21 protein-coding genes are annotated in these 22,933 nt (G+C 43.9%); 5 read left to right on the forward strand and 16 right to left on the reverse strand.

Annotated elements, in window-relative coordinates:
- Window positions 1-117 precede the first annotated feature (117 nt).
- A complete protein-coding gene (locus tag L8S15_RS13120) occupies window positions 118-885 on the reverse strand; it encodes an SDR family oxidoreductase (protein ID WP_016793360.1) in 768 nt (255 codons plus the stop codon).
- 105 nt (window positions 886-990) lie between these two features.
- Here L8S15_RS13120 and L8S15_RS13125 point away from each other — a divergent pair, with 105 nt between their 5' ends.
- A complete protein-coding gene (locus L8S15_RS13125) occupies window positions 991-1,329 on the forward strand; it encodes a helix-turn-helix domain-containing protein (protein ID WP_004733017.1) in 339 nt (112 codons plus the stop codon).
- Between the two features lie 53 nt (window positions 1,330-1,382).
- Here L8S15_RS13125 and L8S15_RS13130 read toward each other — a convergent pair whose 3' ends face one another.
- Window positions 1,383-2,288: a LysR family transcriptional regulator gene (locus tag L8S15_RS13130; protein ID WP_004733015.1), complete on the reverse strand. Its 906-nt coding sequence runs from the start codon at window positions 2,286-2,288 to the stop codon at window positions 1,383-1,385.
- Window positions 2,289-2,530: 242 nt separating this feature from the next.
- Here L8S15_RS13130 and L8S15_RS13135 point away from each other — a divergent pair, with 242 nt between their 5' ends.
- Window positions 2,531-3,250 carry an SDR family oxidoreductase gene (locus L8S15_RS13135; protein WP_004733012.1) on the forward strand — a complete coding sequence of 240 codons (720 nt, stop codon included), beginning with the start codon at window positions 2,531-2,533 and terminating at the stop codon, window positions 3,248-3,250.
- Between the two features lie 109 nt (window positions 3,251-3,359).
- On the opposite strand, the gene L8S15_RS13140 is transcribed toward L8S15_RS13135, so the two are convergent.
- Both L8S15_RS13140 and ompW read right to left on the reverse strand, forming a co-directional pair.
- Complete coding sequence (locus tag L8S15_RS13140; RefSeq protein ID WP_280573470.1) at window positions 3,360-5,186, reverse strand: choice-of-anchor I family protein; 1,827 nt, start codon at window positions 5,184-5,186, stop codon at window positions 3,360-3,362.
- A gap of 181 nt (window positions 5,187-5,367) precedes the next feature.
- Entirely contained in the window at window positions 5,368-6,009 is a 642-nt protein-coding gene (ompW, locus tag L8S15_RS13145) for an outer membrane protein OmpW (protein ID WP_010433032.1), read from the reverse strand.
- A 397-nt stretch (window positions 6,010-6,406) separates the two neighbouring features.
- Between ompW and glgC the strand changes: the two genes are divergently transcribed.
- The 3 genes from glgC to L8S15_RS13160 all read left to right on the forward strand — a co-directional run bounded on the left by glgC (window position 6,407) and on the right by L8S15_RS13160 (window position 8,820).
- Window positions 6,407-7,630, forward strand: a complete 1,224-nt coding sequence (gene glgC / locus L8S15_RS13150; protein WP_010433030.1) for a glucose-1-phosphate adenylyltransferase — start codon at window positions 6,407-6,409, stop codon at window positions 7,628-7,630.
- 425 nt (window positions 7,631-8,055) lie between these two features.
- Entirely contained in the window at window positions 8,056-8,412 is a 357-nt protein-coding gene (gene raiA / locus L8S15_RS13155; protein ID WP_010433026.1) for a ribosome-associated translation inhibitor RaiA, read from the forward strand.
- 252 nt (window positions 8,413-8,664) lie between these two features.
- Window positions 8,665-8,820, forward strand: a complete 156-nt coding sequence (locus tag L8S15_RS13160; protein WP_004732998.1) for a DUF3012 domain-containing protein — start codon at window positions 8,665-8,667, stop codon at window positions 8,818-8,820.
- A 151-nt stretch (window positions 8,821-8,971) separates the two neighbouring features.
- Here the strand turns inward: L8S15_RS13160 and phnE (L8S15_RS13165) are convergent, their stop codons facing one another.
- The 12 genes from phnE (L8S15_RS13165) to L8S15_RS13220 all read right to left on the reverse strand — a co-directional run bounded on the left by phnE (L8S15_RS13165) (window position 8,972) and on the right by L8S15_RS13220 (window position 22,762).
- Window positions 8,972-9,775: a phosphonate ABC transporter, permease protein PhnE gene (phnE, locus tag L8S15_RS13165; RefSeq protein WP_010433019.1), complete on the reverse strand. Its 804-nt coding sequence runs from the start codon at window positions 9,773-9,775 to the stop codon at window positions 8,972-8,974.
- Window positions 9,775-10,602 (reverse strand): phosphonate ABC transporter, permease protein PhnE, encoded by an 828-nt coding sequence (phnE, locus tag L8S15_RS13170; RefSeq protein ID WP_010433017.1) that lies wholly within the window; start codon window positions 10,600-10,602, stop codon window positions 9,775-9,777. Before phnE (L8S15_RS13170) ends, phnE (L8S15_RS13165) begins: the two co-directional genes overlap by 1 nt.
- Entirely contained in the window at window positions 10,590-11,360 is a 771-nt protein-coding gene (phnC, locus tag L8S15_RS13175; protein WP_010433014.1) for a phosphonate ABC transporter ATP-binding protein, read from the reverse strand. The genes phnE (L8S15_RS13170) and phnC overlap by 13 nt, the downstream gene beginning before the upstream one ends.
- A gap of 115 nt (window positions 11,361-11,475) precedes the next feature.
- On the reverse strand, window positions 11,476-12,516 hold the full coding sequence (gene phnD, locus L8S15_RS13180) for a phosphate/phosphite/phosphonate ABC transporter substrate-binding protein (RefSeq protein ID WP_010433011.1): 1,041 nt from the start codon (window positions 12,514-12,516) through the stop codon (window positions 11,476-11,478).
- Window positions 12,517-12,800: 284 nt separating this feature from the next.
- Window positions 12,801-14,021 (reverse strand): glycerophosphodiester phosphodiesterase family protein, encoded by a 1,221-nt coding sequence (locus L8S15_RS13185; protein WP_102360736.1) that lies wholly within the window; start codon window positions 14,019-14,021, stop codon window positions 12,801-12,803.
- A gap of 251 nt (window positions 14,022-14,272) precedes the next feature.
- A complete protein-coding gene (locus L8S15_RS13190) occupies window positions 14,273-15,625 on the reverse strand; it encodes a sigma-54 dependent transcriptional regulator (protein WP_010433009.1) in 1,353 nt (450 codons plus the stop codon).
- Window positions 15,622-17,595 (reverse strand): ATP-binding protein, encoded by a 1,974-nt coding sequence (locus L8S15_RS13195; protein ID WP_102337033.1) that lies wholly within the window; start codon window positions 17,593-17,595, stop codon window positions 15,622-15,624. The genes L8S15_RS13190 and L8S15_RS13195 overlap by 4 nt, the downstream gene beginning before the upstream one ends.
- A 410-nt stretch (window positions 17,596-18,005) precedes the next feature.
- On the reverse strand, window positions 18,006-18,992 hold the full coding sequence (gene dgcA, locus L8S15_RS13200) for an N-acetyl-D-Glu racemase DgcA (RefSeq protein WP_102363387.1): 987 nt from the start codon (window positions 18,990-18,992) through the stop codon (window positions 18,006-18,008).
- 57 nt (window positions 18,993-19,049) lie between these two features.
- Entirely contained in the window at window positions 19,050-20,057 is a 1,008-nt protein-coding gene (dgcN, locus tag L8S15_RS13205; protein WP_280573486.1) for an N-acetyltransferase DgcN, read from the reverse strand.
- 211 nt (window positions 20,058-20,268) lie between these two features.
- Window positions 20,269-21,180, reverse strand: coding sequence for a LysR family transcriptional regulator (locus tag L8S15_RS13210; protein WP_032544989.1), 912 nt, complete (start codon window positions 21,178-21,180; stop codon window positions 20,269-20,271).
- Between the two features lie 145 nt (window positions 21,181-21,325).
- Window positions 21,326-22,162 (reverse strand): SGNH/GDSL hydrolase family protein, encoded by an 837-nt coding sequence (locus tag L8S15_RS13215; protein WP_010432992.1) that lies wholly within the window; start codon window positions 22,160-22,162, stop codon window positions 21,326-21,328.
- Between the two features lie 87 nt (window positions 22,163-22,249).
- Window positions 22,250-22,762, reverse strand: a complete 513-nt coding sequence (locus tag L8S15_RS13220; RefSeq protein WP_010432989.1) for an RNA methyltransferase — start codon at window positions 22,760-22,762, stop codon at window positions 22,250-22,252.
- Window positions 22,763-22,933 lie beyond the last annotated feature (171 nt).

Below are 22,933 nucleotides of genomic sequence, written 5' to 3' on the forward strand. Positions count from 1 at the left end.
GTTATCGTTTTAATTATTATTGTTGTCTTTCTAGTTTCTATTCTACGCGAATACTCATCAAGGAGGCCATCTCGCTGCTATTTTGCCTACGCGACAGCCACCTAAAAAGAATCCTAATTAATTGCGACCAGCAATCACACCGCCATCAACATCCCAGACTGCACCCGTTACCCAATCAGCACTGTCTGACAGTAAGAAAGAGATACTATTAGCGATGTCCTTCGGCAAACCTACTCGACCAATTGGGTGGAACGCATTAAAACCTTCTAGTGCTTGGTCCACTTCTTCTGGTTTAATGAATGATTCGTAAATTGGCGTTTTAACCACAGCCGGAGACACGGCATTCACGCGAATGTTATGCTCAGCCAGTTCCATTGCCATGTGTTGTGTTAATGCGTGCAGGCCAGCTTTAGCCATTGAATAGGCAGAAGATGGCGTCGCTTTGATTGCTTGCTTACCCCACATAGAACCAACGTTAACCACATTGCCACCGCCGTTCTTGATCATCAATTTGCTTATCGCTTGAGTGATGAAGAAGGTTGCTTTATTCAGCTTCATATATTGCTCGTAATCAGATTCTTGGTGCTCAATAAACGCTTTAGGGTTGAAATAACCTGCAGCATTAACAAGGTAACCAATACCTTCATCTAACGACTCAAGGTGTTCAATAAGGCGAGACACACTCGCATCATCATAAAGGTTAGCTTGCCAACCTGAAGCGTGACCTAACGATTGCAATTCTGACACTGCTTTATCTAACTTAGTTGGGTTATTGCCGACAACCAACACATGAATGTTTTGAGCGACTAATTGCTTCGCTGTTTCAAATCCCATGCCACTCGTGCCGCCGATTACTACTGCAATACCATTTTTAGTGAAGTTCATTTTGTTATCTCCTAAGTCATGTGAACGTGGTAATCTTAGGCCTTGAACTAACACTATGAATAGTAAGTACAAATCGGTTAGGTAGGTACTTATTGGTACATCTTTATGAAAAATCAGGAAAACTTTTTTTCAAGAAAATCAGCACCAGAGCGTTCAGCTCGCATGGTGGAAACCATCTATGGCTGTAAATGGTCGCTAACGGTTTACCAATTACTGGCAAATGGCATTAATCGCCCCGGTGAAATGGTGCGCTCAGTAGAAGGGCTATCGACCAAGGTATTGAATGAATGTTTGAAGCGAAATGTAGAGTTTGGGATTTTAGATAAGCAAATGTTCAACGAACTGCCACCAAGAGTTGAATACCAAGTGACGCCGTTCGGCGAGAAGTTCTTGTTGATTCTAGACCAGCTGGAAAACCTACAAAACGAAATCGACGAGATGTAAGCCCAAGCCTGTCCAACTATTGCTAAAAGAAAGAGGAAGGTAGGCCGCGCCATTTAGCTGACTGGCATTTGCTCAAAACGGCCTTTCACAAAATCAATAAAGGTTCTAATTCGACTTGGTTGATAGCGGTCTCGATGGTAGATCGCTGAAAAGTCGACCTTAGGCACTACCCATTCTTCAAACACTTGCAGCAATTGCCCGTCGTTCAGTTCTTGTAAGCAATAGATGGTTGGCACACGAATAATTCCGTTGCCCGACTTCGCGCCCTGCACCAACACTCGCCCATTTTTACATTGCAGTCTGCCCGTCACATGCACATCGACCGTTTTCTTGGTGTCATCTAGCGCTTGAAAGCTCCACTTACGCACCGAGCCCGTTAAGCAATCATGATGGATCAGATCTTTAGGGTGACTAGGCTTTCCTTTTCGAGCAAAGTACTCTGGGCTAGCGAGTGTTCCCATCTCAATGTCCAAAAGCTTTCTTGCGATAAAGCCCGCGTCTTCTAAGCTCCCCATGCGAAAAGCGATATCGAAAGCGTCTTCAATCAGGTCGACTCGGTTACTGCTGAAATCAAGGCTAATACTGATGTCTGGGTAAAGCTGCATAAACTCATTCACTAGATCCGCGATGATCACCTCACCAAGATAACCGCCGACACAGTTTACTTTTATGTCGCCACGCACTTCTTCGACATCATCAACCGCAGCAATCAGAGCTTGGTCTATATTATCTAAGGCTTGTTCACATCTCGCGTACAGATCTTGCCCTGCGTGAGTCAGCCTTAAGGTTCGAGTGGTGCGGATAAACAGTGTCACACCCATCTGTTTTTCCAGGCTACTCACTTGGCGTGATACATGGGAGCGTGACACATCAAGCTCCTCCGCTGCTTTAGTGAAGTTACCTAAACGAGCGATAAGCACGAAAGAACGAATATCAGACAGGTTAATTTGATTGAGCATGGCCGCCAGTTTACTTGTGAAATTAAAAAGTGATGAAGCTATAGAGTTATGACGCTATAAAGTGAACACCTTTATTGTTGCACCACAGCAACAGTGTTTCAAGTAAAGCGCTATATATCAACAATGCTATTTTTCTTAATATACCTCCATCGCAACGAAGCAAGGCAACAAGCACTTGATTCGAATGCACTTAAACAACACGTCGTAGCCAACCGACGCAATAAAAGTACAGAGGAAATAAAATGAAAAAACTAATCGTAATTACAGGTGCAAGCTCTGGTATTGGTGAAGCAATCGCTCGTCGTCTAAGCGATGAAGGTCACCCTCTGCTACTTTTAGCTCGTCGTGTTGACCGCCTTGAAGCGCTGAACCTACCAAACTCACTATCAGTGAAAGTAGACGTAACAGACAAAGCGTCTTTTGATGCAGCAATCGCACAAGGTGAAGAGAAATTTGGCCCTGTAGATGCACTTATCAACAACGCTGGTGCAATGCTTCTTGGTCAAATCGATACGCAAGACGCACAAGAGTGGAAGACAATGTTCGATGTGAACGTAATTGGTCTTCTAAACGGCATGCAGTCTGTACTTGCTCCGATGATGGAACGCAACACAGGTACTATCATCAACATCAGCTCTATCGCGGGTAAGAAAACATTCCCAAGCCACGCAGCTTACTGTGGTACTAAATTCGCGGTACACGCTATTTCTGAGAACGTTCGTGAAGAAGTTGCGGCTTCAAATGTTCGTGTTACGACTATCGCACCAGGTGCTGTAGAGACTGAGCTTCTGTCGCACACTACCTCTCAAGAGATCAAAGACGGTTACGATTCTTGGAAAGAAGACATGGGCGGCGTACTGGCAGCTGACGATATTGCTCGCGCGGTATCATTCGCTTACCAGCAACCACAGAACGTTTGTATCCGTGAAATTGCTCTAGCGCCAACTAAGCAACAACCATAGAAGTTAATTATCACGCATATATTTGTGATGCATAAATAAAAAGCGCCACTACTGATTCAGTAGTGGCGCTTTTATTTTTATTGAGTCTAGCTACAAGCAGTAACCGTGATTAAAACTCAACGCGATAAACTGACGTGCTACCACTCACTTCGTTGCCAACCGCAATAAAGTGGTTACCAGAGCGAGTGAAATACTTGATTGACTCTGGGCCTAGGTCACCCGCTTTCGAGTTGTAAGTCTCGTTGTCGCAATCACCGTCTTCATCAACCTTTGTGCATACAGGTTGAGTAAAATCGCGGTTGTTCAAGTAGCTGATGAAACTTGCGTTCTTAGGCTGCGTTACGTCGTAAACCATGACGCCACCTTGGCGCTCAAGTCCAATAAAAGCATACTGCTTGCCGTTAACCTCAGCCACTTCGATAGCTTCAGGCTCTACCCCTTTATCATCACTGCGATCGTCACCACTTTGGTTGTTATCGTTGGTGCTGTTGAAGTTTGCAGGATCTTGCTCAAGAACGATTCGAGCGAAATCATCACCGCTATCAAACACTAACTCGCCTGACTCATCCCAGATAGAGAAAGAACGGCTACCGAATGCTTGAACCTTTTGGTCAGCAGCAAGTGTCTCTTGTGGCTTAATCACTTTAAGACGAGCAAGTTGCTTATTGTCTTTGAGTGCCCCAGCCAATGGGTGGTTCGCGTCAACGTCTAGCTTCTTGCCACGCACTTCATCGACATAAGCAATACAAAAATCTTTTTCTGTGGTGTAGTTTTCGGTGCCTTGATAGTCATCACCATCCCACTCAAAGCCTTTGTCGTCACACAATTGTTGCGTCGTCTTGATGCCATATTCACGTCCGTCGCCTTCGTTTGCAGTCACAATGTAGGTGTTACCATCAACACTGTAGCTGGTGATGCTGTCTGGCATGTAAAGGCCTTCTAGCATTGCGTAGCTTTGTAGGTTACCTATGTTTTTGTCTTTATTTGACGCATCCAACTGAGCAGTATCCCAAGGCTTTCCACCTAATCCCAGAATCGCATCCACTTCTGCACTCGCCACGTCAATTGCTGCCAATGCATTGTTCTCTTGCAGGGCTACGTAAAGCTTTCCGTTATCAGCAAACGTTAGGTATTCCGGTTCAAGGTCTTGAGCAACGGTTGCATTAGGCGCCGAGATTCGAACCTTGTCGGTTAGTTCTGCATACCGTGGCTGACCTTGGTTAAATGCCTTAAAATCAATCTGCGTGACTTTCGCTTGCAAAGGACCATTGGTTAAATCAACCAGTGTCACTGAGCCTTCAGGATCAATGCTGTAATCCGAATTCGGCTCTCCTTCATTTGCAGAGGCAATATAGTGACCATCTTTCGAGAAGCTCACCATGTCCGGTAATGCACCAGCCGTATAAGTAGTGATCAGCTCTAGCGTGTCTGAGCGATACAGAGCAATGATGCCATTTTGTTGCTTGTCGGCGTTTTCAATCGCGACAGCAACTAAACCCTGATGAGTAGATACACTGTTCGCAGCACCGATATTAATACCAGAAGCCGCAGCGGCTGATTGAAGGTCGATAGAGCCCTCAGAAGTTGGTGCGCTGTCAGCGTCCATCGATAGCACATCAACTTTTTGTGCTTGAGCGTTAACCACATAAAGCTTGTCGGTACATGAATCGTAGCTGACGATTTCGGCTGCAGAAGTATCAAACGGGGCGTCAGCAATAGCACGACCAACCAAACTAATTCCAGAAAGAGTGGCATCTGTCATGTTCGGTTGTTGAATGGATTGGCATTGGAGGCTAAAAGTATCAAGTGACGTTTGAGATGATGTTGCAGTCGTTGATGGTGTTACCAACGTTGAAGTTGACTGAGAACACCCAACCAGAGCAGAACTTACCGCGATAGGCAGTAATAGAGCCAGCTTATTAAATTTACGATTCATATATCCTCCATAATTAGAATCGAGATCATAGGAGCCGAATATGACAGTTGGCTTTCTGTTTTATTAACAATCTATTACGAATGAGGAATATTTTTCATTAATAAAGTTAGCTAGCGAATAAACAAAAAAAACGCCCAAGCTGGCTGATGCTTGAGCGCCTTTAGTAAACTGAATAGGTGGGTTAGAAGTTGTAACCACCACCGATCATGAATACCCATGGGTCGATATCAACGTCAGTTTTGAATGTATCTGTCGCAGTCTTGTATGTTGCTGTTGTTCCTATATCTGCGTACCAAACTGAAGCATTCAGGAACCAGTCTTCATTGATCATGTAGTCAATACCAATGTTTGCCGCCAAGCCCCAAGAGTCATCTAAAGACACATCCGTTAGGCCTGCGTTTTTGCCGTTGGCATTCAAACTTTCATCAAAAAATACCGTGTAGTTGATACCCGCGCCTACATAAGGACGGAAGTCACTGTTCGCTTGACCGAAGTAGTACTGCACCATAAACGTTGGCGGCAGGTGTTTAGTGTCAGCAACTTTACCTAAGCCATTAACAGAAATGCTGTGAGAGAAAGGGCTCGCCGCTAGCACTTCAAAACTGATGTTGTCAGTGAACATGTAGCCGAAAGTAAGGCCTAGTTGAGTATCTGAATCTACTGAAAACTCTAGGTCTGGATTGTTAAGCACTGCGCCGCTGCTATCATTTGGAGATACTGTTGCAGCACCTGCACGGATGATGAAATCACCTTCTTTATGAGCTAGCACATTAGTTGACATAAGAGCCGCAATAACCGCAATACCACATACTGTTTTTTTCATTATTATTTCCTTTTGAGGGCTTATTCTAATTGTGAATGAGTAATCATTTCTTATTTTGCGTGCAAGGTAGCACAGAATAACCCTACTTTATTGATGGAAATCAATTTGTGAAAACTTGTGACTATTTATGTAAATTTATATCGACCTGATCACTTTATTTCCTCATTTTATTGACAATTTTGTAATGCAGATTTTCCGTGCGTCATGCCATTAAATTCAAGGTCTCAACCTTACTTAGATCTTTTGGATCAAAATAGAGCAAGCCAACATACGTGTGCCTCAATTTAGTGCAACCATATGTTATTTTCTCACACCGCACTTAATATTCAATGAGTTACATCTGGCTTGGTGCTTGCAAGTGTATGTACATAATCATAAATACATTAAGGTTCTGACCATGCAAGACACTCTAACTATCGTTCTGGCCGGCGGTGTTGGCTCTCGGCTTTCCCCCCTCACCGATAATCGCGCAAAACCTGCGGTACCATTTGGTGGCAAATATCGAATCATCGATTTCACTCTAGCGAACTGCCTGCACTCAGGGCTTCGTCAAATTTTAGTGCTGACTCAATACAAATCTCACTCTTTACAAAAACATTTACGAGATGGTTGGTCGGTGCTTAACCCCGAGCTTGGCGAATACATCACCAATGTCCCCCCACAAATGCGAACAGGTGATAGCTGGTACAGCGGTACGGCCGACGCCATTTATCAAAACTTGTATTTGCTCTCTCGCAGTGAAGCGAAGCATGTGGTGGTGTTGTCAGGCGACCATATATATCGTATGGACTACGCGCCAATGCTCAAACAACATAAACAGAATGAAGCCGACTTAACCGTGGCTTGTATGGAAGTGTCGATTGACGAAGCCAAAGAGTTTGGCGTTATGGAAATTAACGAAGCGCATCAAATAAGTAACTTCACAGAAAAACCACGCTACCCTGCATGCGTACCCGGAAGACCAACACGAAGCATGGCTTCAATGGGTATTTATATCTTCGATAAAGAAGTGTTAACACAAGCACTATTGGCGGACGCAGAAAATCCAGACTCCAGCCACGATTTTGGCAAAGACGTGATACCTAAATTAGTGGGTGAGAAAAGCGTTTATGCTTACAAGTTTGGAGATACCGAAGGCAGAGTCACACAAGATGCATACTGGAGAGATGTCGGTACACTCGACTCTTATTACCAAGCCAATATGGACTTACTAAAACCGGTTTCTCCTATCGATTTATATCAACCTGATTGGGCAATTCGAACTTACGAACCTCAATTGCCGCCCGCGCGAACCATAGCGTCAGTAGAAGGTAATCAAGGTATATTTATTAACTCAATGATCGCAAATGGTGTGGTGATAGAGGGTGGTTCAGCGCAGAATTCGATCTTCTTTCCTAAGGTAAAAGTCAACAACGCGGCCATTGTGATTGACAGTATTCTTTTTGAAGATGTTGAAATCGGGAAAAACTGTCACATACAAAACTGTATCATCGACAAGCATGTGAAAGTACCAGATGGTACTCAAATCGGTATTGACAGTAGAGCGGATGCTGCGCGCTTTCATATGTCAAAAAAAGGTGTGATCGTGGTTCCATCGTCTTACGAGTTTAATAAATCCTAACCTACAATAGAATTCAATCTATCCATAAAAAGGCAACTTCAGTTGCCTTTTTCAGTACTCGATTCAACCAAAGTACAATTATTTATTTCAGTGTGGGTAACGTCTAAATGCACGAGAACCTCTATGAAATATTCAGTAATTTATAGATACCCAGCTAGAATAAGTCTTTGGGTTGATAGATTGCTAAGGCGATAAAATTTAGTTTTCTAGAATGACGTAAAGCAATAATTCAAAGATGGAGTTTTTTTGAACATGTATTGAAAACACGAAACATAATATGCGATCAGTTAATCTGACTTTCAAGGGACGACCAAGAGATTATTTGATAACACTGAAGTGAATCACACATGTGTACTTTCTCAGTTGGTGAATCTGTCCGATGTTTGCTACGTTTAAATGACACAGTCATTGGAAAGGTATGATTTATGAAAGTAAATGTTCAAACACATCATGTATCAATTAACGACGAGTCACGTAAAGACATCGAGAGTAAATTCGAGAAGATATCTAGCCATTTCCCATCACTGATTAGCTGTGACATCATCATTACAAAAGAACACGGTCATCATCAGGTTGAAGTATTCACCAACTACGAAGGTGTACGTGTATCAGCTAAAGCAACAGATGACGTTATGTACCCAGCAATCGCTTCAGCACTCAAGAAACTGGAAGCAGGCCTAAGTAACCGTAAGGGACAATTAAAAGCAGATCTACACGAGAAACCAACGAGCACGAAGCCAGAAATTGCTTCAGACATCATCCAAGAGATGAAACTGGTATAATTACTCACGTGGTTGAAGCGTACTAATTAATAGTAATAGACGCTCAGTAAGAATTTCAAAGCCAGCACCTTTTGCTGGCTTTTTCGATCTTTAGACCAAGACCTACTTTGTCGTTCTAACCTCAAACTTAACCCGATCTCATACAGTTTTCACTCGCTTAAGCCATTGGCTGCTATTTAAGTACAAGTAGTATTAATAGAAATTATAGAATAGAACTTTAACCCTAATTTAGACAACAAAGGAATGTTAATTATGAAGAAAATCGCATTGATACTTTTTCTAGCAACACAACTAATGGCGTGTACAGAAGTCGGCAGTGAAGCTTGGTGTACTGATATGAAAGAGAAGCCTAAAGGTGACTGGACAGCCAATGAAGCCGGTGACTTTGCTAAGCATTGTGTTTTCTAAACACACTCATGTCTCTAGCCTATTTATCTTTTGATGCAAAAAAACGACCGCTAGGTAGACCGAAGTACCTAGGGTCGCTTGAGCTTCAACATGCTAGATAAGCTCTTAACTTTGATGCAGTACACAGAGCGCACCGCATAAAACTATCGGGTTAAATGAGTTTGTTACGGATATGAATCACCACGGCTTCAGCGATGATAACCACCGCAAAGATACTCACTAATACCATCGACACTTTTTGCCATTCAAACAAGTTCTGAGCATCATTTAGCACCACACCTATACCACCAGCGCCCACCAAACCTAATACCGCAGATTCACGTACATTGATGTCCCAACGGAACAATACGATTGAGTAAAACGCTGGCATCACTTGTGGCCAATAACCTTTGAGCAAGATACTCATCCATGAAGCACCCGTTGCACGTAGAGCTTCAATCGGCCCCATGTTCACTTCAGCAATAGCTTCCGCCAACAGCTTCCCTACAAAGCCGATACTACGAATAGCAATTGCCATGATACCTGCGAGGACACCAGGCCCAAACAGTGCAATAAACAGCAATGCCCACACCAGTGAATTCACCGAACGTGAAGACACGAGAAAGAACTGAGCAATCCAGTTCAGCGTTTTATTTGGCGTAATGTTTGGTGCATTCAATAGCGCGAGTGGAATCGCAAACACTAGGGTAAACAAGGTACCTAACGTCGCGATGTGTAATGTTTCGATCATCGCCGCATGAATTGATTCAGGGTAAAACGCGTAATCCATTGGGACCATTCGTTCAAACATATCGGCAAACTGTGCAGGCGCGTCGTATAGAAACTCAGGTATCACTTCAACCGTCTGCCAAGACCAAACAATTGCGCACACAAGGCTAAGGTAAACGGCAAATCGAGCTACTCGTTCATTTGGTGTAAAGCGTTGCCACTCTTTATCGATAGATGCAGTTGTCATTAGAAGATTCTCCTAACAATATTGGAAAGAAATTCACCAACGAGAATCAGTGCGATAATGGTGATCAAAATAGCAGCGACGAAGTCGTAATCAAAGCGTTGGAATGCAGAGAAAAGCGTACCGCCTAGGCCTCCAGCCCCCACGATGCCAACCATGGTTGAATTACGTAAATTTGAGTCCAGTTGGTAACTCGCAAAGCCAATGAAACGAGTGAATACTTGAGGCATCACCGCGTACAAGATGACACTAATGAAACTCGCACCTGTTGCTTTAATTGCTTCAACCGGTTTGAACGAGATCTCTTCAATCGCTTCTGCAAAAAGCTTGGCGATAAAACCGATGGATGCGAATACTAATGTCAGAATCCCCGCGAGAGCGCCAAAACCAACCGCTTTTACAAACAAGATGGCAATAATCACTGGATGAAAAGAACGACACAGTGCGATGAAACAACGGATTGGCGTTGAGACAATTGAGGGCATCATATTTCTCGCCGCAAGTAAGCCAAGGAACAGTGAAATAACGATACCGAAAAAGCTAGAGATGATCGCAATCTGTAAGCTTTCTGCTAAGCCGCTCAATAAAAGGTTAGTACGCGAAAAATCAGGTGGAAACATTCTTGATAGTAACCGCTCACTTTCACCAAACCCAATGATCAAACGATCAAAGGTCAGTCCCAATGTCGAGAAACTATAAAAAAGATACCCAACAATTGCAGCGATGATTGCTCGGTTCGTCCACGAAGTTTTGAACGGATTTTCATGCTTCGAAAATGAACTCGTTGACGAAGATGCACTTGTTGATGAGCTTGGGTTTAATCCAGCCATGATTCACCCCCGTAGATAATTTTAAGATCGTCCTCTGAAATACCTTCAGGGCTACCATCGTAATGCACCTTACCATTACACATACCAATGATGCGCTTGGCATAACGCTTGGCTAAGTTCACATCATGAATATTCACCAACACAGGAATATTTTTCTGCTCGGCGAAGGTTTCCATTAGCTCCATAATCTCAACCGCGGTTTTCGGGTCGAGTGATGAAGTTGGTTCATCCGCCAATAAGATATATGGGTCTTGCATGACGGCGCGAGCAATACCAACACGCTGTCTTTGCCCGCCCGATAAGCTATCGGCACGTTGGTTTGCAAAGTCTTGTAAGCCAACAAACTCGAGTAGCTCGAAAGCTTTTGCCAAGTCTTGGGCAGAGTAATTACGACGCCATGCATTCCAAGCTGTCATGTAACCTAAACGACCACTCAGCACGTTCTCGATAACGGTTAAACGCTCAACTAAGTTATATTCTTGGAAAACCATTCCTATATGACGGCGCTGCCTACGTAACGCTTGTCCTTTTAATTGAGTCAAATCGGCGCCATCAAAAATAATCTCGCCTTGACTTGGATCGTTAAGACGGTTGATACAACGTAGAAGCGTACTTTTACCAGTACCCGACGGGCCAATGATGGCAATGATACCCGGCTCATCGATATCGATGTTAATGCCCTTAAGGATTGGCTTGCCTGCCACGTATTCATGAAAAAGGTTATTTATCTTTATTCCTTCATAGCTTGCTACGGCCATACTGCATTTCCTTGTGCGAATTTTAGAATGATCTATGCCCTACCCATGAGGGCATAGATTTTAAATAAGCTTACTCAGTGAATAAGCTGAATAGTTAACTAATTAACGGAGGGAATTACTGGCTATTGGCTTGTTTTGCTAGCTCTGCTGCTTTTTTCTTAGCACGTTTCGCTGCGTCTTTCTCTGCCAGTTTCTTTAGGCCAGCTTTAGTGTAAGCCGTACCAGTTGCGTGTGCGATATCACGAATAACACCCCACTCTTCCTTGTAGCTAATCGGCGAGAAACGATCTGCGCCCTTGAATGATGCACTCATTTCAGGCGTAAAGCGGTAGCTAAAGAACGCTTCGTTGATCTTCTCAACTAGCTCTGGTTTTAGATTGTAAGCGTATCCAAAAGCAGAAGTTGGGAAGCGTGGGCTGCGGTAGATGATCTTCAGTTCGGAATCGTCGACACGACCAGCTGCCACCATTCGATCGTACACATCTGATGCCACAGGTGCCGCATCATAGTCTCCATTGAAGACACCTAAAATAGATTGGTCATGCTTACCGGAATAAAGCACTTTGTAGTCTTCATCTGGCACTAGACCTTTCGCTGGGAATAGCGCTCGTGGAGCTAGGTTGCCAGAGTTGGAAGATGCAGAAGTGTGTGCAACCTTTTTGCCTTTCAGATCAGACATTTTATTAATGCCGCTATCTTTACGCACAATCGTGATTAGGTTATAGCCTTGGAAGCCAGACTCATCGCCTTTTACTGCGATAGGAACATAACCCGCTAGGTTAACTGCGTAGCCTGTCGGGCCCGTAGAGAAACCAGCAACGTGCAGTCGACCAGAACGCATCGCTTCTACTTGCGCAGAATTCGAGTGCACCGTGTAGTAAATTACCCGCTTACCCGTAATTTTACTTAGGTGAGCTTGGAAGTCGGCGAACGCGTCTTTGTATAATGCTGGGTCTTCAACCGGAGTGTAAGTAAACACAAGCGTACTTGGGTCGTTCCACTCATCTGGGTTCTTTGGTGAATCGGCCACTAAATCTTGGTTTTCATCACAGTATCGATCGTCTAACACACCACGGCTAGAGCAGTCGCTTGCCATAGCCATTGAAGGAAGCAGTAATGAGCTAGCGATTAACAGTCCTTTAACACTGATTTTCATATTCAAACCTTACTTTTACTTATTGTTGAAAGTCACGTTGACCACTGCAGCCTTTGTGCCAATTTTTTATTTATTAAATTTCAATAAGTTATAATAAACCCCAAGCTAGACAATATATTTTGAGTCATTAATGTCCAACTAAAAATTCATAATTTGGGTCATTTTTGTCCCAACAGTTTTAGTGAAAAAAAAGAGCCCGAAGGCTCTTTGGTTCACGGCTTTTTCTCTTATTATTGGGCTAAGCGATTAACCATCAACAGTCGAAATCGTTGGCCTGTCACCGCCTAAGCGTCGCTGTCCATACAGTTCGCGTAGTAAGTTACGGTTGCTGGCCAATCGCTGAATACGCCCATTACACCGACGTCTTGCGCCAGCACATCGAGCATTTTCATCATATCGCCATCATTATTGATGCCGTCTTTTACACTCTTGTAATACCAACCACCGCCTTGCGCTAATGGGCCAGAGCGCTCAAGTGTCCACGCGATAATGTCGAGGTCTGCACCTTTAGCGAGCTTGGCGTAGTTGGACGCAACCAATTCGTTGTTTTCATCTAAATCAACCAGAGCGAACAGAGGTGGTGCGATGATATTCACACCTGCATCGCGCAGTTCTTTCATGTTCTCAACAGACGCGACAAAGTCCGCTTTTTCGTAAACACGGTCATCAAGATAAACCGCTTGTTTGCCAAACTTCGGTGCTTCTTTGATCCAATACTTCACATCATCCAAGTTGAATGACTGTAGGTAGGTCTCAGAGGGCTCGAAGCCCGCCTCTTTTAGTTCATCCACCAACTTCTGCGCATACATCTCTTGGCTAAAGTCATTGAAAGGCATGTCAACCGCTGCTGATTTCAATTCAGGAGTGACCTTCACTCCATGCTTTTTAAACAGTGCTGCACTTTCTGCGTGTGTCATCAATGTCCCACTTTGGCTGTAAAGATCAGTTCTCCAACCAGGAGTGCCGTTCATGTACTCTTCCACCGTGGTGGCTTTTGGGTTCGCCCCATCCATTTTGCCTTTTAACGTCTTAAACTCAGCCAGCGTGAAATCAGACGTACGACACTCAACTTGAGCATCTTCGCCTGTCGCTGGGTTAGCAGGTGTAAATGGCACTGAACACTTATTAGCGAGATCTGGGTGCGCTAAAACATCGGTTGTGGTGTGCAGATCACTTTGGGAATGACGACATACCAGCGCCTTATCTTTAGTAAAAGTAACATCACATTCAACGACGCCCGCGCCCATTTGAATCGCGGCTAAGTAGGATTCCTTGGTGTGCTCCGGAAACTGCATCGCAGCACCACGGTGCCCAATAGAAAAATCGCTACGATGAAAAGGTCCTTCGCTACAACTCAGTAGCTTGGTTTTCAAAGGGCTCTCATCCATATTGTTGACTAAAAAGAGGGGACGAGGTCCTAAGTTTGCAGGCTCAGTAGAGGCCCATGCCGTCATTGAGCTAACGCCTAGCATCAGAACAATAGAACCCTTCAGTATTTGCTTCATGTTTGTATCTCCTTGCAACAAGCAATTATTTTTCTAATTTCCTTGATTCGATCATTTAGGTTTTCTCTGAAATGACCTCATGTGGGCTGACGCCACAATGTAGGGGTTGCACGCTTTGTGCCAAATGTTAAAGCTCTTTTATTACAACCACTTGAAACGGTTAACCATGCGACTAAAAACCAAATGGGTCATTGTTGTCTCGTGCATTTCCTTTTGACTTTGGTTTTCCATTTAACAATCAACTGAACGGGTTAAGCCTTGAAACTTTCTTTATCCAGTTGATGTTTTTTCATTTTTCGATAAAGAGTTTTGCGCGGTAGGTTCAGCTTATTTGAAACCTCACTGATATTGCCTGCGCTTTCAATAAGGGCTTCGGTCAGCACGTTTCTTTCGTACTGTTCCATCTGCTTTTCAAACGCAAAATCTTCTCCAGGCGCTTCACAAATCGGCGATTGCAGGTCAAAACCGTCGCCTACAATACCCAAAACAAAACGGTCGGCCACATTACGTAATTCGCGCACGTTTCCAGGCCATTCGTGTCGACATAGCTGCTGTATCTGCTCCGGATAAATCGTTGAAGGGCGCGTCTTGTATTTTTGGCTTGCCTGAATCACAAAGTGGCGAAACAGCACCTGAATATCTTCTTTTCTATGGCGTAACGCAGGGAGGTTTAAGCTTGCAATATTAAGGCGATAAAAGAGATCCGCTCTAAACTCACCTGTTTCACTTAAACTTGCCAGATCAGCTTTACTGGCAGCGACCACCACGATATCGACAGGGATCAATTCATTGCCACCAACGCGTTCTATCATTCGCTCTTGAATCACACGAAGCAATTTAATCTGCACCGCAATCGGCATACTTTCTATTTCATCGAGAAACAGAGTACCGCCATTGGCTTGCTCTATTTTACCAATACGCTTTTTGTTAGCACTGGTAAATGAACCGGCTTCGTGGCCAAACAACTCACTCTCAATAATGCTTTCTGTCATACCCCCGCAATTAATCGCAACAAACGGTCTAGCCTTACGACGGCTAAATTGATGTAGAGCACGAGCAATCACCTCTTTACCCGTTCCGGTTTCACCATTAATAATGGTATCGACACCGGTATGCGATAAGGCAAGCACTTGGTTACGTATGGTTTCCATCGCTTTTGACTGGCCAATGACCACCGACTCAATCGGTAAGTCTGTTTCCTGATCGTCACCGGATATTTTCGGACTGTTGTGCTGACATTGTGCCAACGCGAGATCGAGTTTTTCCACTAGCTCACTAGCATTTAGTGGTTTTTCTAAAAAATCGAAAGCACCTAACTTCATCGCTTCTATTGCCATCGGAATATCACCGTGGCCACTCATCAACAACACAGGAACATCAGCCGCTCGGTGTTGAATTGAACTTAATAACGTCAAGCCATCCACTTTCGGCATACGTACGTCACACAACACCACTGAATGGCTGTTCGCCTTGAGTGACTTAAGGCCAAGGTTGGGGTCGGTAAAAGTGGTGACGCGAAAACCTTCCAGCTCTAACATTTCGCTCACGGCTTCAACGACATCGATTTCATCGTCGATAAGAACTATGTGTTTGTCTGAAATCATGATCTTGTGCCTTTTGGTAAAGTGACGATAAATGTTGTGCCTTGGTATTCCACTGATTCAACATGAATCGAACCACCAAAGTCTTTTATTATGTTGTAGGCGATAGACAGGCCGAGCCCAAGCCCTTTGCCTGTTGTTTTTTGGCTATAAAAGGGGTCGAACAAATGCGGTATATCCTCTTCAGAGATGCCTGATCCGTTGTCATTAACTGAAATCTGAATTGTGTGTGTGAGTTCTTGTGTAGATATTCTGAGTTGAGGTTGATCTTTATGTTCGACGGCATCCAAAGCATTGCTGATCAAATTAACCAATACCTGCTCTAAGCGGATGCTGTTGGCTCGCACAAATAGGTTGTTTTGTGGTGAATACTGAATCGACACTGCACTCTGCCTGGTTTCAAAAAGATCAATCGCATCACCAATCACATTTTCCAATTCAACATTATCGATCTTGCCATCGCTCTTACGCGAGAAAGCCTTCAAATGGCGGGTGATCGCAGCCACTTTTTCTAACAAGACCTCGATCTTTTTCAAGTTATCTTCTGCCCTATCAGGCCTTTGCTTTCCTAACCAAAGCTGAGCACTTCGAACGTGGCTATTCACCGCCGTCAGAGGTTGATTGATCTCATGCGTAATCCCGACACTTAACTGCCCCAGAGCAGCCAACTTTCCGGCTTGGATTAACTCGTCTTGAGTCACTCGCAGTTTTGCTTCAGCTATAGTTCGTTCTTCAACCTCAGCCTCTAGTTTACGGTTGGTTTGTTTTACAACTTTGGCAGTGGTTTGGAACACCTTGAGATACTTGGCCATTTGCGTCACTTCGTCTTTTCCACGAATCGAGACTTCGGTATCTAAATGTCCTGTAGATATGGCAAACATGTTGTCTTTCAACTGTAACAGCCTTTCTAAAATACTCTTTCGCACGTAAAACCATGAAATGGCAGCGGCAGCCAATACGCTAAACAAAGAAAGAAAAAGAGAGAGACGTTGGTTGGATTGCAAAGACTGCTGCGCTTGTTGAATGGATTCGTCAATATTGCCATTCACTTTGCTGGTGTTCCTTTCAATCTGTACGGTAAGCTGATTCAGGTGCTCACGACTGTTTTGGAGGAAGTACTGTTCTTGATAGAGATGATCGAGCGCTTTGTTCTTGAGTTCATATAAGCTACTGTCACTGGAAGCAAGGTCATAAATAACGGTCAATTGATGATCTAATTTTGGGAAATCACTTCTCAGGTCCCCACTTACCCAAAGTTTCCACCACTCTTCACCAATCTGCTCTAATCGGTAGCTAGTGTAGTCTAGTTCATTAAAACTGGAGTCGTTATAGAGCTTTTCGACCAAGCCTAATTGGTAATAAAGCAAAGACTTTAACTGGGTGTATTGAATTTGCTCTTTAGCTGACTCAGGTAAGCGGTCGAGCTCATCACTGGCTTGTTGTAACAGAGGGTAAAAGCCCTCAAGCAAATTGCGAAGTTCCTGATTGAGCTGTTCTGACTCAATCTCACTTTGATACAACAGGCTTAGACTATTATTAACTTGGGCGATAAGATCTTTGAAATAGGAGTGATAATCCGGGAACTGAATCATGACGCTATTCATTTCTGAAATAGCACCTTCAATTTTTAGCATTGCCTGTTTACGCTCTAAATTAGATTCCGCACCACTGAGTTGGGATGAGGTTGTAATAATCACTCTTACCATATCATTAAGGCGTGCAGCATTATCTAAGGCTGGGATTTCACTCTCTTTCAACTCAACTAAACGCTGGTTTAAATCGTCAAAAGTGAAACTGGAAACGACGGAAAGAAAGATGGTAGTCATTGATAACATGGCTAATGCCAGCACTAAGCGAAGCTCAATACCTTTCCAACCAAACCACTTGCGGTGTGGGATTTTAATCGAAAACGGGCGCTCAAAGCTGTCCTTATTTTCTGTAACCTTGGAGACATGACGACTCACTAGCTCCACCCTCTTCTCATCAAAAATCAATAGAAATTGGTCAATGATTCAGATAGTTAAGGCTTACACCTTATTCAACCTCACATCAGATAGCTTTAGTAGAACTATTAAACGAAGAGTAATCATTAACATTTCACATAAGATATCATAACAATTATTTTATAAAGCTTGGTTTGTCTGTTTTGCGATAATGAAAAGTGACCCCACCGACAGAAACGTGATTACTCTATCAATAAGAAAGCCAACAATAGAAAAGCTTGAATAACGAACAAGTCACACTCAAGCGCTTAAAAACTCTAATACTATTAATCAATTAGCACTCTAACTCTCCTACCCCACAAAAACAAAAAATCGCACAAGCTCTCACCTATGCGATTTTTATTCATAACGTTGCTCTCAATAAATAGGAACAAACAAACTTAGAGAATGATCATCCCATCTCTATATGTCAGGGCTGGTGAAACATCTTGCCCCAGTAATACAGGGCCATCCAGATCGACAATCTCAGATTGAACCGCAATCGGAAGCGCTGCACGCATCGCCAACGACGTGCCAAGCATACAACCCGACATCAAAGTGAATCCGAGCTTTTGAGCTTCCTCTGCAAGCGCCAATGCCTCTGTCAAACCACCCGTTTTATCGAGCTTAATGTTGACCATTTCATACTTACCCAACAAAGATGAAAGCTGTGAAGTGGTATGGCAACTTTCATCGGCACACAGTGGAATTGGGTGCTCTATATGTGCCAATGACGCATCTTGTTGCTGCGGTAAAGGCTGTTCGATCATCGCAATATCAAATTCAATCAGTTGATTAAATAGTTCTTCGAGGTTCAACCCTGTCCACGCTTCATTCGCATCCAGTACAATCTGAACATCAGGTGCAGCTTCTCGCACAGCACGAACGCGCTCGACGACTTGCTCGCCGTCAAGCTTCACTTTCAGAAGTTTCGCACCGTTCGCGACATAGTCTCGAGTCTGAGTCGCCATCGCTTCTGGAGTGCTAATTGAGACAGTCATTGCAGTCACGATTTGAGTTGGCAACTCAAACAGGCTATTCGGAAATAACTGGTTATGTTGTTTGGCTTCCAGCTCCCAAAGCGCACAATCAACCGCATTACGCGCAGCACCTCCAGTCAATAAAGACTGGAGATGATCTCTTAGCTCTGCGGGATCGGTAATGCCTCGTTCAAACATTGCTTCAAGTGCGCTAGACGCTTGTTGGATTTGCGCCAATACAGACTCTGATGACTCGCCATACCTTGGGTAAGGTGTGCACTCTCCCTGAGCTTGTTTGTCATCATGTTCAATGTAAACACGAACAACGTGACACTCAGTTCGGCTGCCACGAGAGATGCGAAAAGCCGTTTGCATCGCGATAGTAATGGGTTCTGCTGTAATCTTCATAATTTCACTCGGTTGATGTTCGCTTTAACAAATGGAAACGTAGAAATGATGAAGTCGTTAAAGTGAATGTCGCAAATGATCAGTAATGTGTTGTACACCAAAACGAACAGGGTCCGTCACGGGCACTTGATAGAGTGTGGTCCATTCTTGGCATAATGTCTCAGCGTCTTCATTGCTAATTGCCGACGTGTTCAAGCAGATGCCAACCAATTTCACATCTGGATTCGTCAGTCGTGCCGCTTGTAAGTTGGCTTCAATCGTCTGTTCTATGCTTGGCAATTGAGCATAAGGAAGGTTACGAATATGTGGTCGCCCGACTTCATGGCACAACACCAAAGCATCGGCTTGTGCGCCATGTAATAACCCCAAACTCACGCCTGCAAACGAAGGGTTGAACAAAGAACCCTGCCCTTCAATGATGTCCCACTCGTGGTCGGTAAAATCGGGGCTAATCGCTTCAACCGCACCCGAAATAAAATCCGCAACCACAGCGTCAATCGAAATTCCGCAGCCTTCAATCAAAATACCTGTCTGTCCTGTCGCTTTAAACTGAGCGGATGTTCCCGCTTGTTTAAGCGATTTTTCAATCGCTAATGCCGAGAACATTTTGCCTACTGAGCAATCTGTTCCGACAGTAAGCAAGCGCTTACCTTGACGAGGTTTACCGTTACCAACATTAAGAACACCGTCAAAATGGCGTACATCATGAAGCTTAGTCAATCCTTTTAGCTCCATGTCAGCAAGCGGTGAAAATTCACCCAATCGTTGATGCATGCCAGATGCAATCTCAAATCCCATTTCTGCAGCAGCCAAAAGGATTGACTGCCAAGAATCAGGAATGACGCCCCCCGGATTTGCGGTGCCAATCACTAGCGTTTTCGCCCCCTGCGCTTGCGCCTCTTGCAAGGTCATGTCCATTAAGCCCAGTGAAACGGTATCGCCCGTTAAACGCAGTTGGCCTAAGCAGATTTCTGGTCGCCATTGGTGGATACCACGGGCTGTTTTTGCGGCGAGCGGGTCAGTAACATCCCCAAGAAAAAGAAGATAAGGTTGAGCGATAAACATGAGCTTTCCTAATTAATAAATCCTTGTATGGGTTTACTTTAATTAAGAGCTTAGAAGCTGCCGAATACCTATTTATCGCGTGCCTATAACATGCTGTTATGGGTGAAAGATTTGGTTATAAACTTGGGGGAATTATAGGCAAAGCTAAACGCTATCGGCTATCGGCTATCGGCTAACTGCTCTCAGCGAACAGTTCTTAGATAACAGCTTTTTACGAACAACTTTTAACTAACAAGCCCCCCTGCAGTGCGGAAATGAACTGCTTAGTCGCAATAGATTGTGGCGTATGTTCTGCACAGAGAGTCGATACCGAGAATTGTATGTCCGGCTGTAGTGACAACACACAAACCGAGTCGTCATGTTGATACTGCTCTGCCGTCCACGGATCCACAATCGCAAACCCGGCTTGGTATTTAACTAGTTCAGCAGCCGCGCTATATCCACGCACAGATATTGGATAATGATAATGCTCATCTCGCGCCACAAGGCTTTGATGCAACAGCAGCCCTAATGGGTCACGGCTATCGAGCCCGATGATTGGCAAAGGATAATTGATCAGATCATCGAGGGTTAATTCCAAGGGCAAATGATCAACCGTATTAGAAGGAGCCAAAACCTTGAGGGATTCGGTTAAGAGCGTTTCATTTAATATGGTAGGCGGTGCTTCGTCCCCAAACGCAATAGCAATATCAAGCTCATGCTTTAATAGCCCAGCGCACAGTTCATCACGGTTTGCTGTCAGCAACTCAAAAGAGAGATCTTGCTTACTGCCATTTTGCTCGCGAGACATTTGGGCGATTACCGGAGTCAGTAATTTAGTCGCTAAAATCGGCGGCGCACCAATACGTAAATGCTGATGGCCTTGCTTCACTTTGTTGGTCAAAGATCGAAACTGACCCAGTTGCTGATACACTTTTTCAGCTTCGGGCAACAAGGTTTTTGCCTCTACCGTTGGCACTAGTCGCCCTTTAACACGTTCGAATAAACCAAACCCGAGTTGTTGCTCGGTGTGCGCCAGAATACGGGTCACGTTAGGCTGAGACACATGCAAACTGCGCGCGGCTCCAGATACGGTTCCAGTCTGCATAATGGCGTAAAAGACTTCCAACTGTCTTAGGTTCAAATTGATGTCCTTATGGTTCACGAAACCAGTTTAGGCTTGGCTTTCTAGTATTGGCTAAGTTGTCTATCTGTTTAATTAGCTAGCTATTTATCCATTTATCCATTTATCCATTTATCCATTTATCCATTCTGCTATTTGCGTGAGTTTATTTTAATAACTCTTTTATCTTAGGTTGAAGTATCTCAGCCCAAACTTGATAAGCCTTAGCATTCAAATGCAAATCATCACAACTGTATTCATTGGATAGTAATTTATTCGGTGCTAGCACACGGTTTACATCCAAAAACTCGATATCATGTTGTTCGCAATAAGCCTGTAGTCTTTTGATGAGTTCTGAAACTTGAGGATTCAACCCTTGCAGTTTAGATCCTACATAAAGCGTTGATTGCACCAAGATTCGAATATCGTTTTCTTGCCATACCTTAAGCATATCAACATAGTTCTGATAGATATGCTCAACGCTGTAACCTTGTGCAAGATCGTTAATTCCCGCCATAAAACACACCAGCTTTGGCTTCACATTCAACGTGGTATCAATACGGCGCAACATACCGGTTGTGGTATCGCCTGCAAGGCCACGGTTGACCATTGATACATCACGGAAAATATCCGCCCACGGTGCCCATTCAGTAATCGAATCACCAAACATGACTAAGTCTGCATTCGGAGAAAAATGGCGATGATTATCTGATGTCATTATGTAACGGCTCATGCTGTGGCCTCGCTGTTGAATCTCAGATTGAAGTGCAATCGATTCGAGGATTTCACTATCTGGTGTAGTACTATCAAACTGAGCAAGTAACCCTTCGATGTGAGGCTTGAAAGGGCTAAGACGAGTACTTAGTTGATGCTGTTCTTTAAGGGAAGATAATCGCTCTAACAAAGCATATAGAGATTGGTTTTGACCGACTTCTTGGAATAACTGATATAAATCGAGGACAGGATGTTGTTGCAGTGCGGCAAGTAATTGCTTATCTTCCATGGTGTTATCTAACCCTTCAATTATCTGATGATGAACTCAAGATAATATCCGATTGCGGACGGGATAGATAACACTAGAAGCAGAGAGTTACTTTTCTTTAACCAATAAGTGATTGCGATTATCACGGCTTCTCTTAATGAGATCGTTGCTCTCATCTATTTCATCTGACTTAGCAAGGCGGTCATAAAGCAAAACATTCACGGTTGCCGCTAAATTCATGCAACCAACCGTTGGCACATACACAACGTGATCCGCTCTATCGGCAACATCTTGAGAAATAGAACCGTCTTCAGGGCCAAAAATATAGATAGCGTTTTCTGGGTGTTTAAAACGCGGAAGTGGTGTTGCACCCTCAGCAAGTTCCACACACACAATTTGTGTTTCAGGCTCAAGGTCGTCTAAAAATGACTCAACACCAGTAAGCGGGATCGTACGCGCTGCGCTTTTAGTGTCGGTATGGAATTTAGCGGCTTTTTCGTAGCGTTGCCCTGTATATTTAACTTCGTCGACTTGATAACAACCAGCCGCACGCATAACAGCGCCAACATTCGTAGGACTCTTTGGGTTAGTTAAACCAATAGTCACATGGCTTTTGTTCATGAATCTTCTCACTTAACGAATAGACATAGCAGGGTGCTACAAAGCGTCGCATTCTAACAAAGCAATGTCGAATGCAAAAGCACATAAACGCACCAAATAACGACGTGCACTGCCCTTGATTACATAGGCCTGTGAGCAAGAAAACAGAACCACCTTCATATTTACCAAACA

The sequence above is a fragment of the Vibrio sp. S/42/10 genome (assembly GCF_029890535.1).
Lineage (GTDB): Bacteria > Pseudomonadota > Gammaproteobacteria > Enterobacterales > Vibrionaceae > Vibrio > Vibrio cyclitrophicus.

Bases quoted from the DNA above. Each gene is read 5' to 3' on its own strand.
- L8S15_RS13190 (WP_010433009.1), bottom strand. From the start codon at position 15,625: ATGATTTCAGACAAACACATAGTTCTTATCGACGATGAAATCGATGTC.
- L8S15_RS13125 (WP_004733017.1), top strand. From the start codon at position 991: ATGAAAAATCAGGAAAACTTTTTTTCAAGAAAATCAGCACCAGAGCGT.
- dgcN (WP_280573486.1), bottom strand. From the start codon at position 20,057: ATGTTTATCGCTCAACCTTATCTTCTTTTTCTTGGGGATGTTACTGAC.
- phnD (WP_010433011.1), bottom strand. From the start codon at position 12,516: ATGAAAATCAGTGTTAAAGGACTGTTAATCGCTAGCTCATTACTGCTT.
- L8S15_RS13120 (WP_016793360.1), bottom strand. From the start codon at position 885: ATGAACTTCACTAAAAATGGTATTGCAGTAGTAATCGGCGGCACGAGT.
- phnE (WP_010433017.1), bottom strand. From the start codon at position 10,602: ATGGCTGGATTAAACCCAAGCTCATCAACAAGTGCATCTTCGTCAACG.
- glgC (WP_010433030.1), top strand. From the start codon at position 6,407: ATGCAAGACACTCTAACTATCGTTCTGGCCGGCGGTGTTGGCTCTCGG.
- L8S15_RS13220 (WP_010432989.1), bottom strand. From the start codon at position 22,762: ATGAACAAAAGCCATGTGACTATTGGTTTAACTAACCCAAAGAGTCCT.
- raiA (WP_010433026.1), top strand. From the start codon at position 8,056: ATGAAAGTAAATGTTCAAACACATCATGTATCAATTAACGACGAGTCA.
- L8S15_RS13130 (WP_004733015.1), bottom strand. From the start codon at position 2,288: ATGCTCAATCAAATTAACCTGTCTGATATTCGTTCTTTCGTGCTTATC.
- phnC (WP_010433014.1), bottom strand. From the start codon at position 11,360: ATGGCCGTAGCAAGCTATGAAGGAATAAAGATAAATAACCTTTTTCAT.
- dgcA (WP_102363387.1), bottom strand. From the start codon at position 18,992: ATGAAGATTACAGCAGAACCCATTACTATCGCGATGCAAACGGCTTTT.
- L8S15_RS13140 (WP_280573470.1), bottom strand. From the start codon at position 5,186: ATGAATCGTAAATTTAATAAGCTGGCTCTATTACTGCCTATCGCGGTA.
- L8S15_RS13215 (WP_010432992.1), bottom strand. From the start codon at position 22,162: ATGGAAGATAAGCAATTACTTGCCGCACTGCAACAACATCCTGTCCTC.
- L8S15_RS13135 (WP_004733012.1), top strand. From the start codon at position 2,531: ATGAAAAAACTAATCGTAATTACAGGTGCAAGCTCTGGTATTGGTGAA.
- L8S15_RS13185 (WP_102360736.1), bottom strand. From the start codon at position 14,021: ATGAAGCAAATACTGAAGGGTTCTATTGTTCTGATGCTAGGCGTTAGC.
- ompW (WP_010433032.1), bottom strand. From the start codon at position 6,009: ATGAAAAAAACAGTATGTGGTATTGCGGTTATTGCGGCTCTTATGTCA.
- L8S15_RS13160 (WP_004732998.1), top strand. From the start codon at position 8,665: ATGAAGAAAATCGCATTGATACTTTTTCTAGCAACACAACTAATGGCG.
- phnE (WP_010433019.1), bottom strand. From the start codon at position 9,775: ATGACAACTGCATCTATCGATAAAGAGTGGCAACGCTTTACACCAAAT.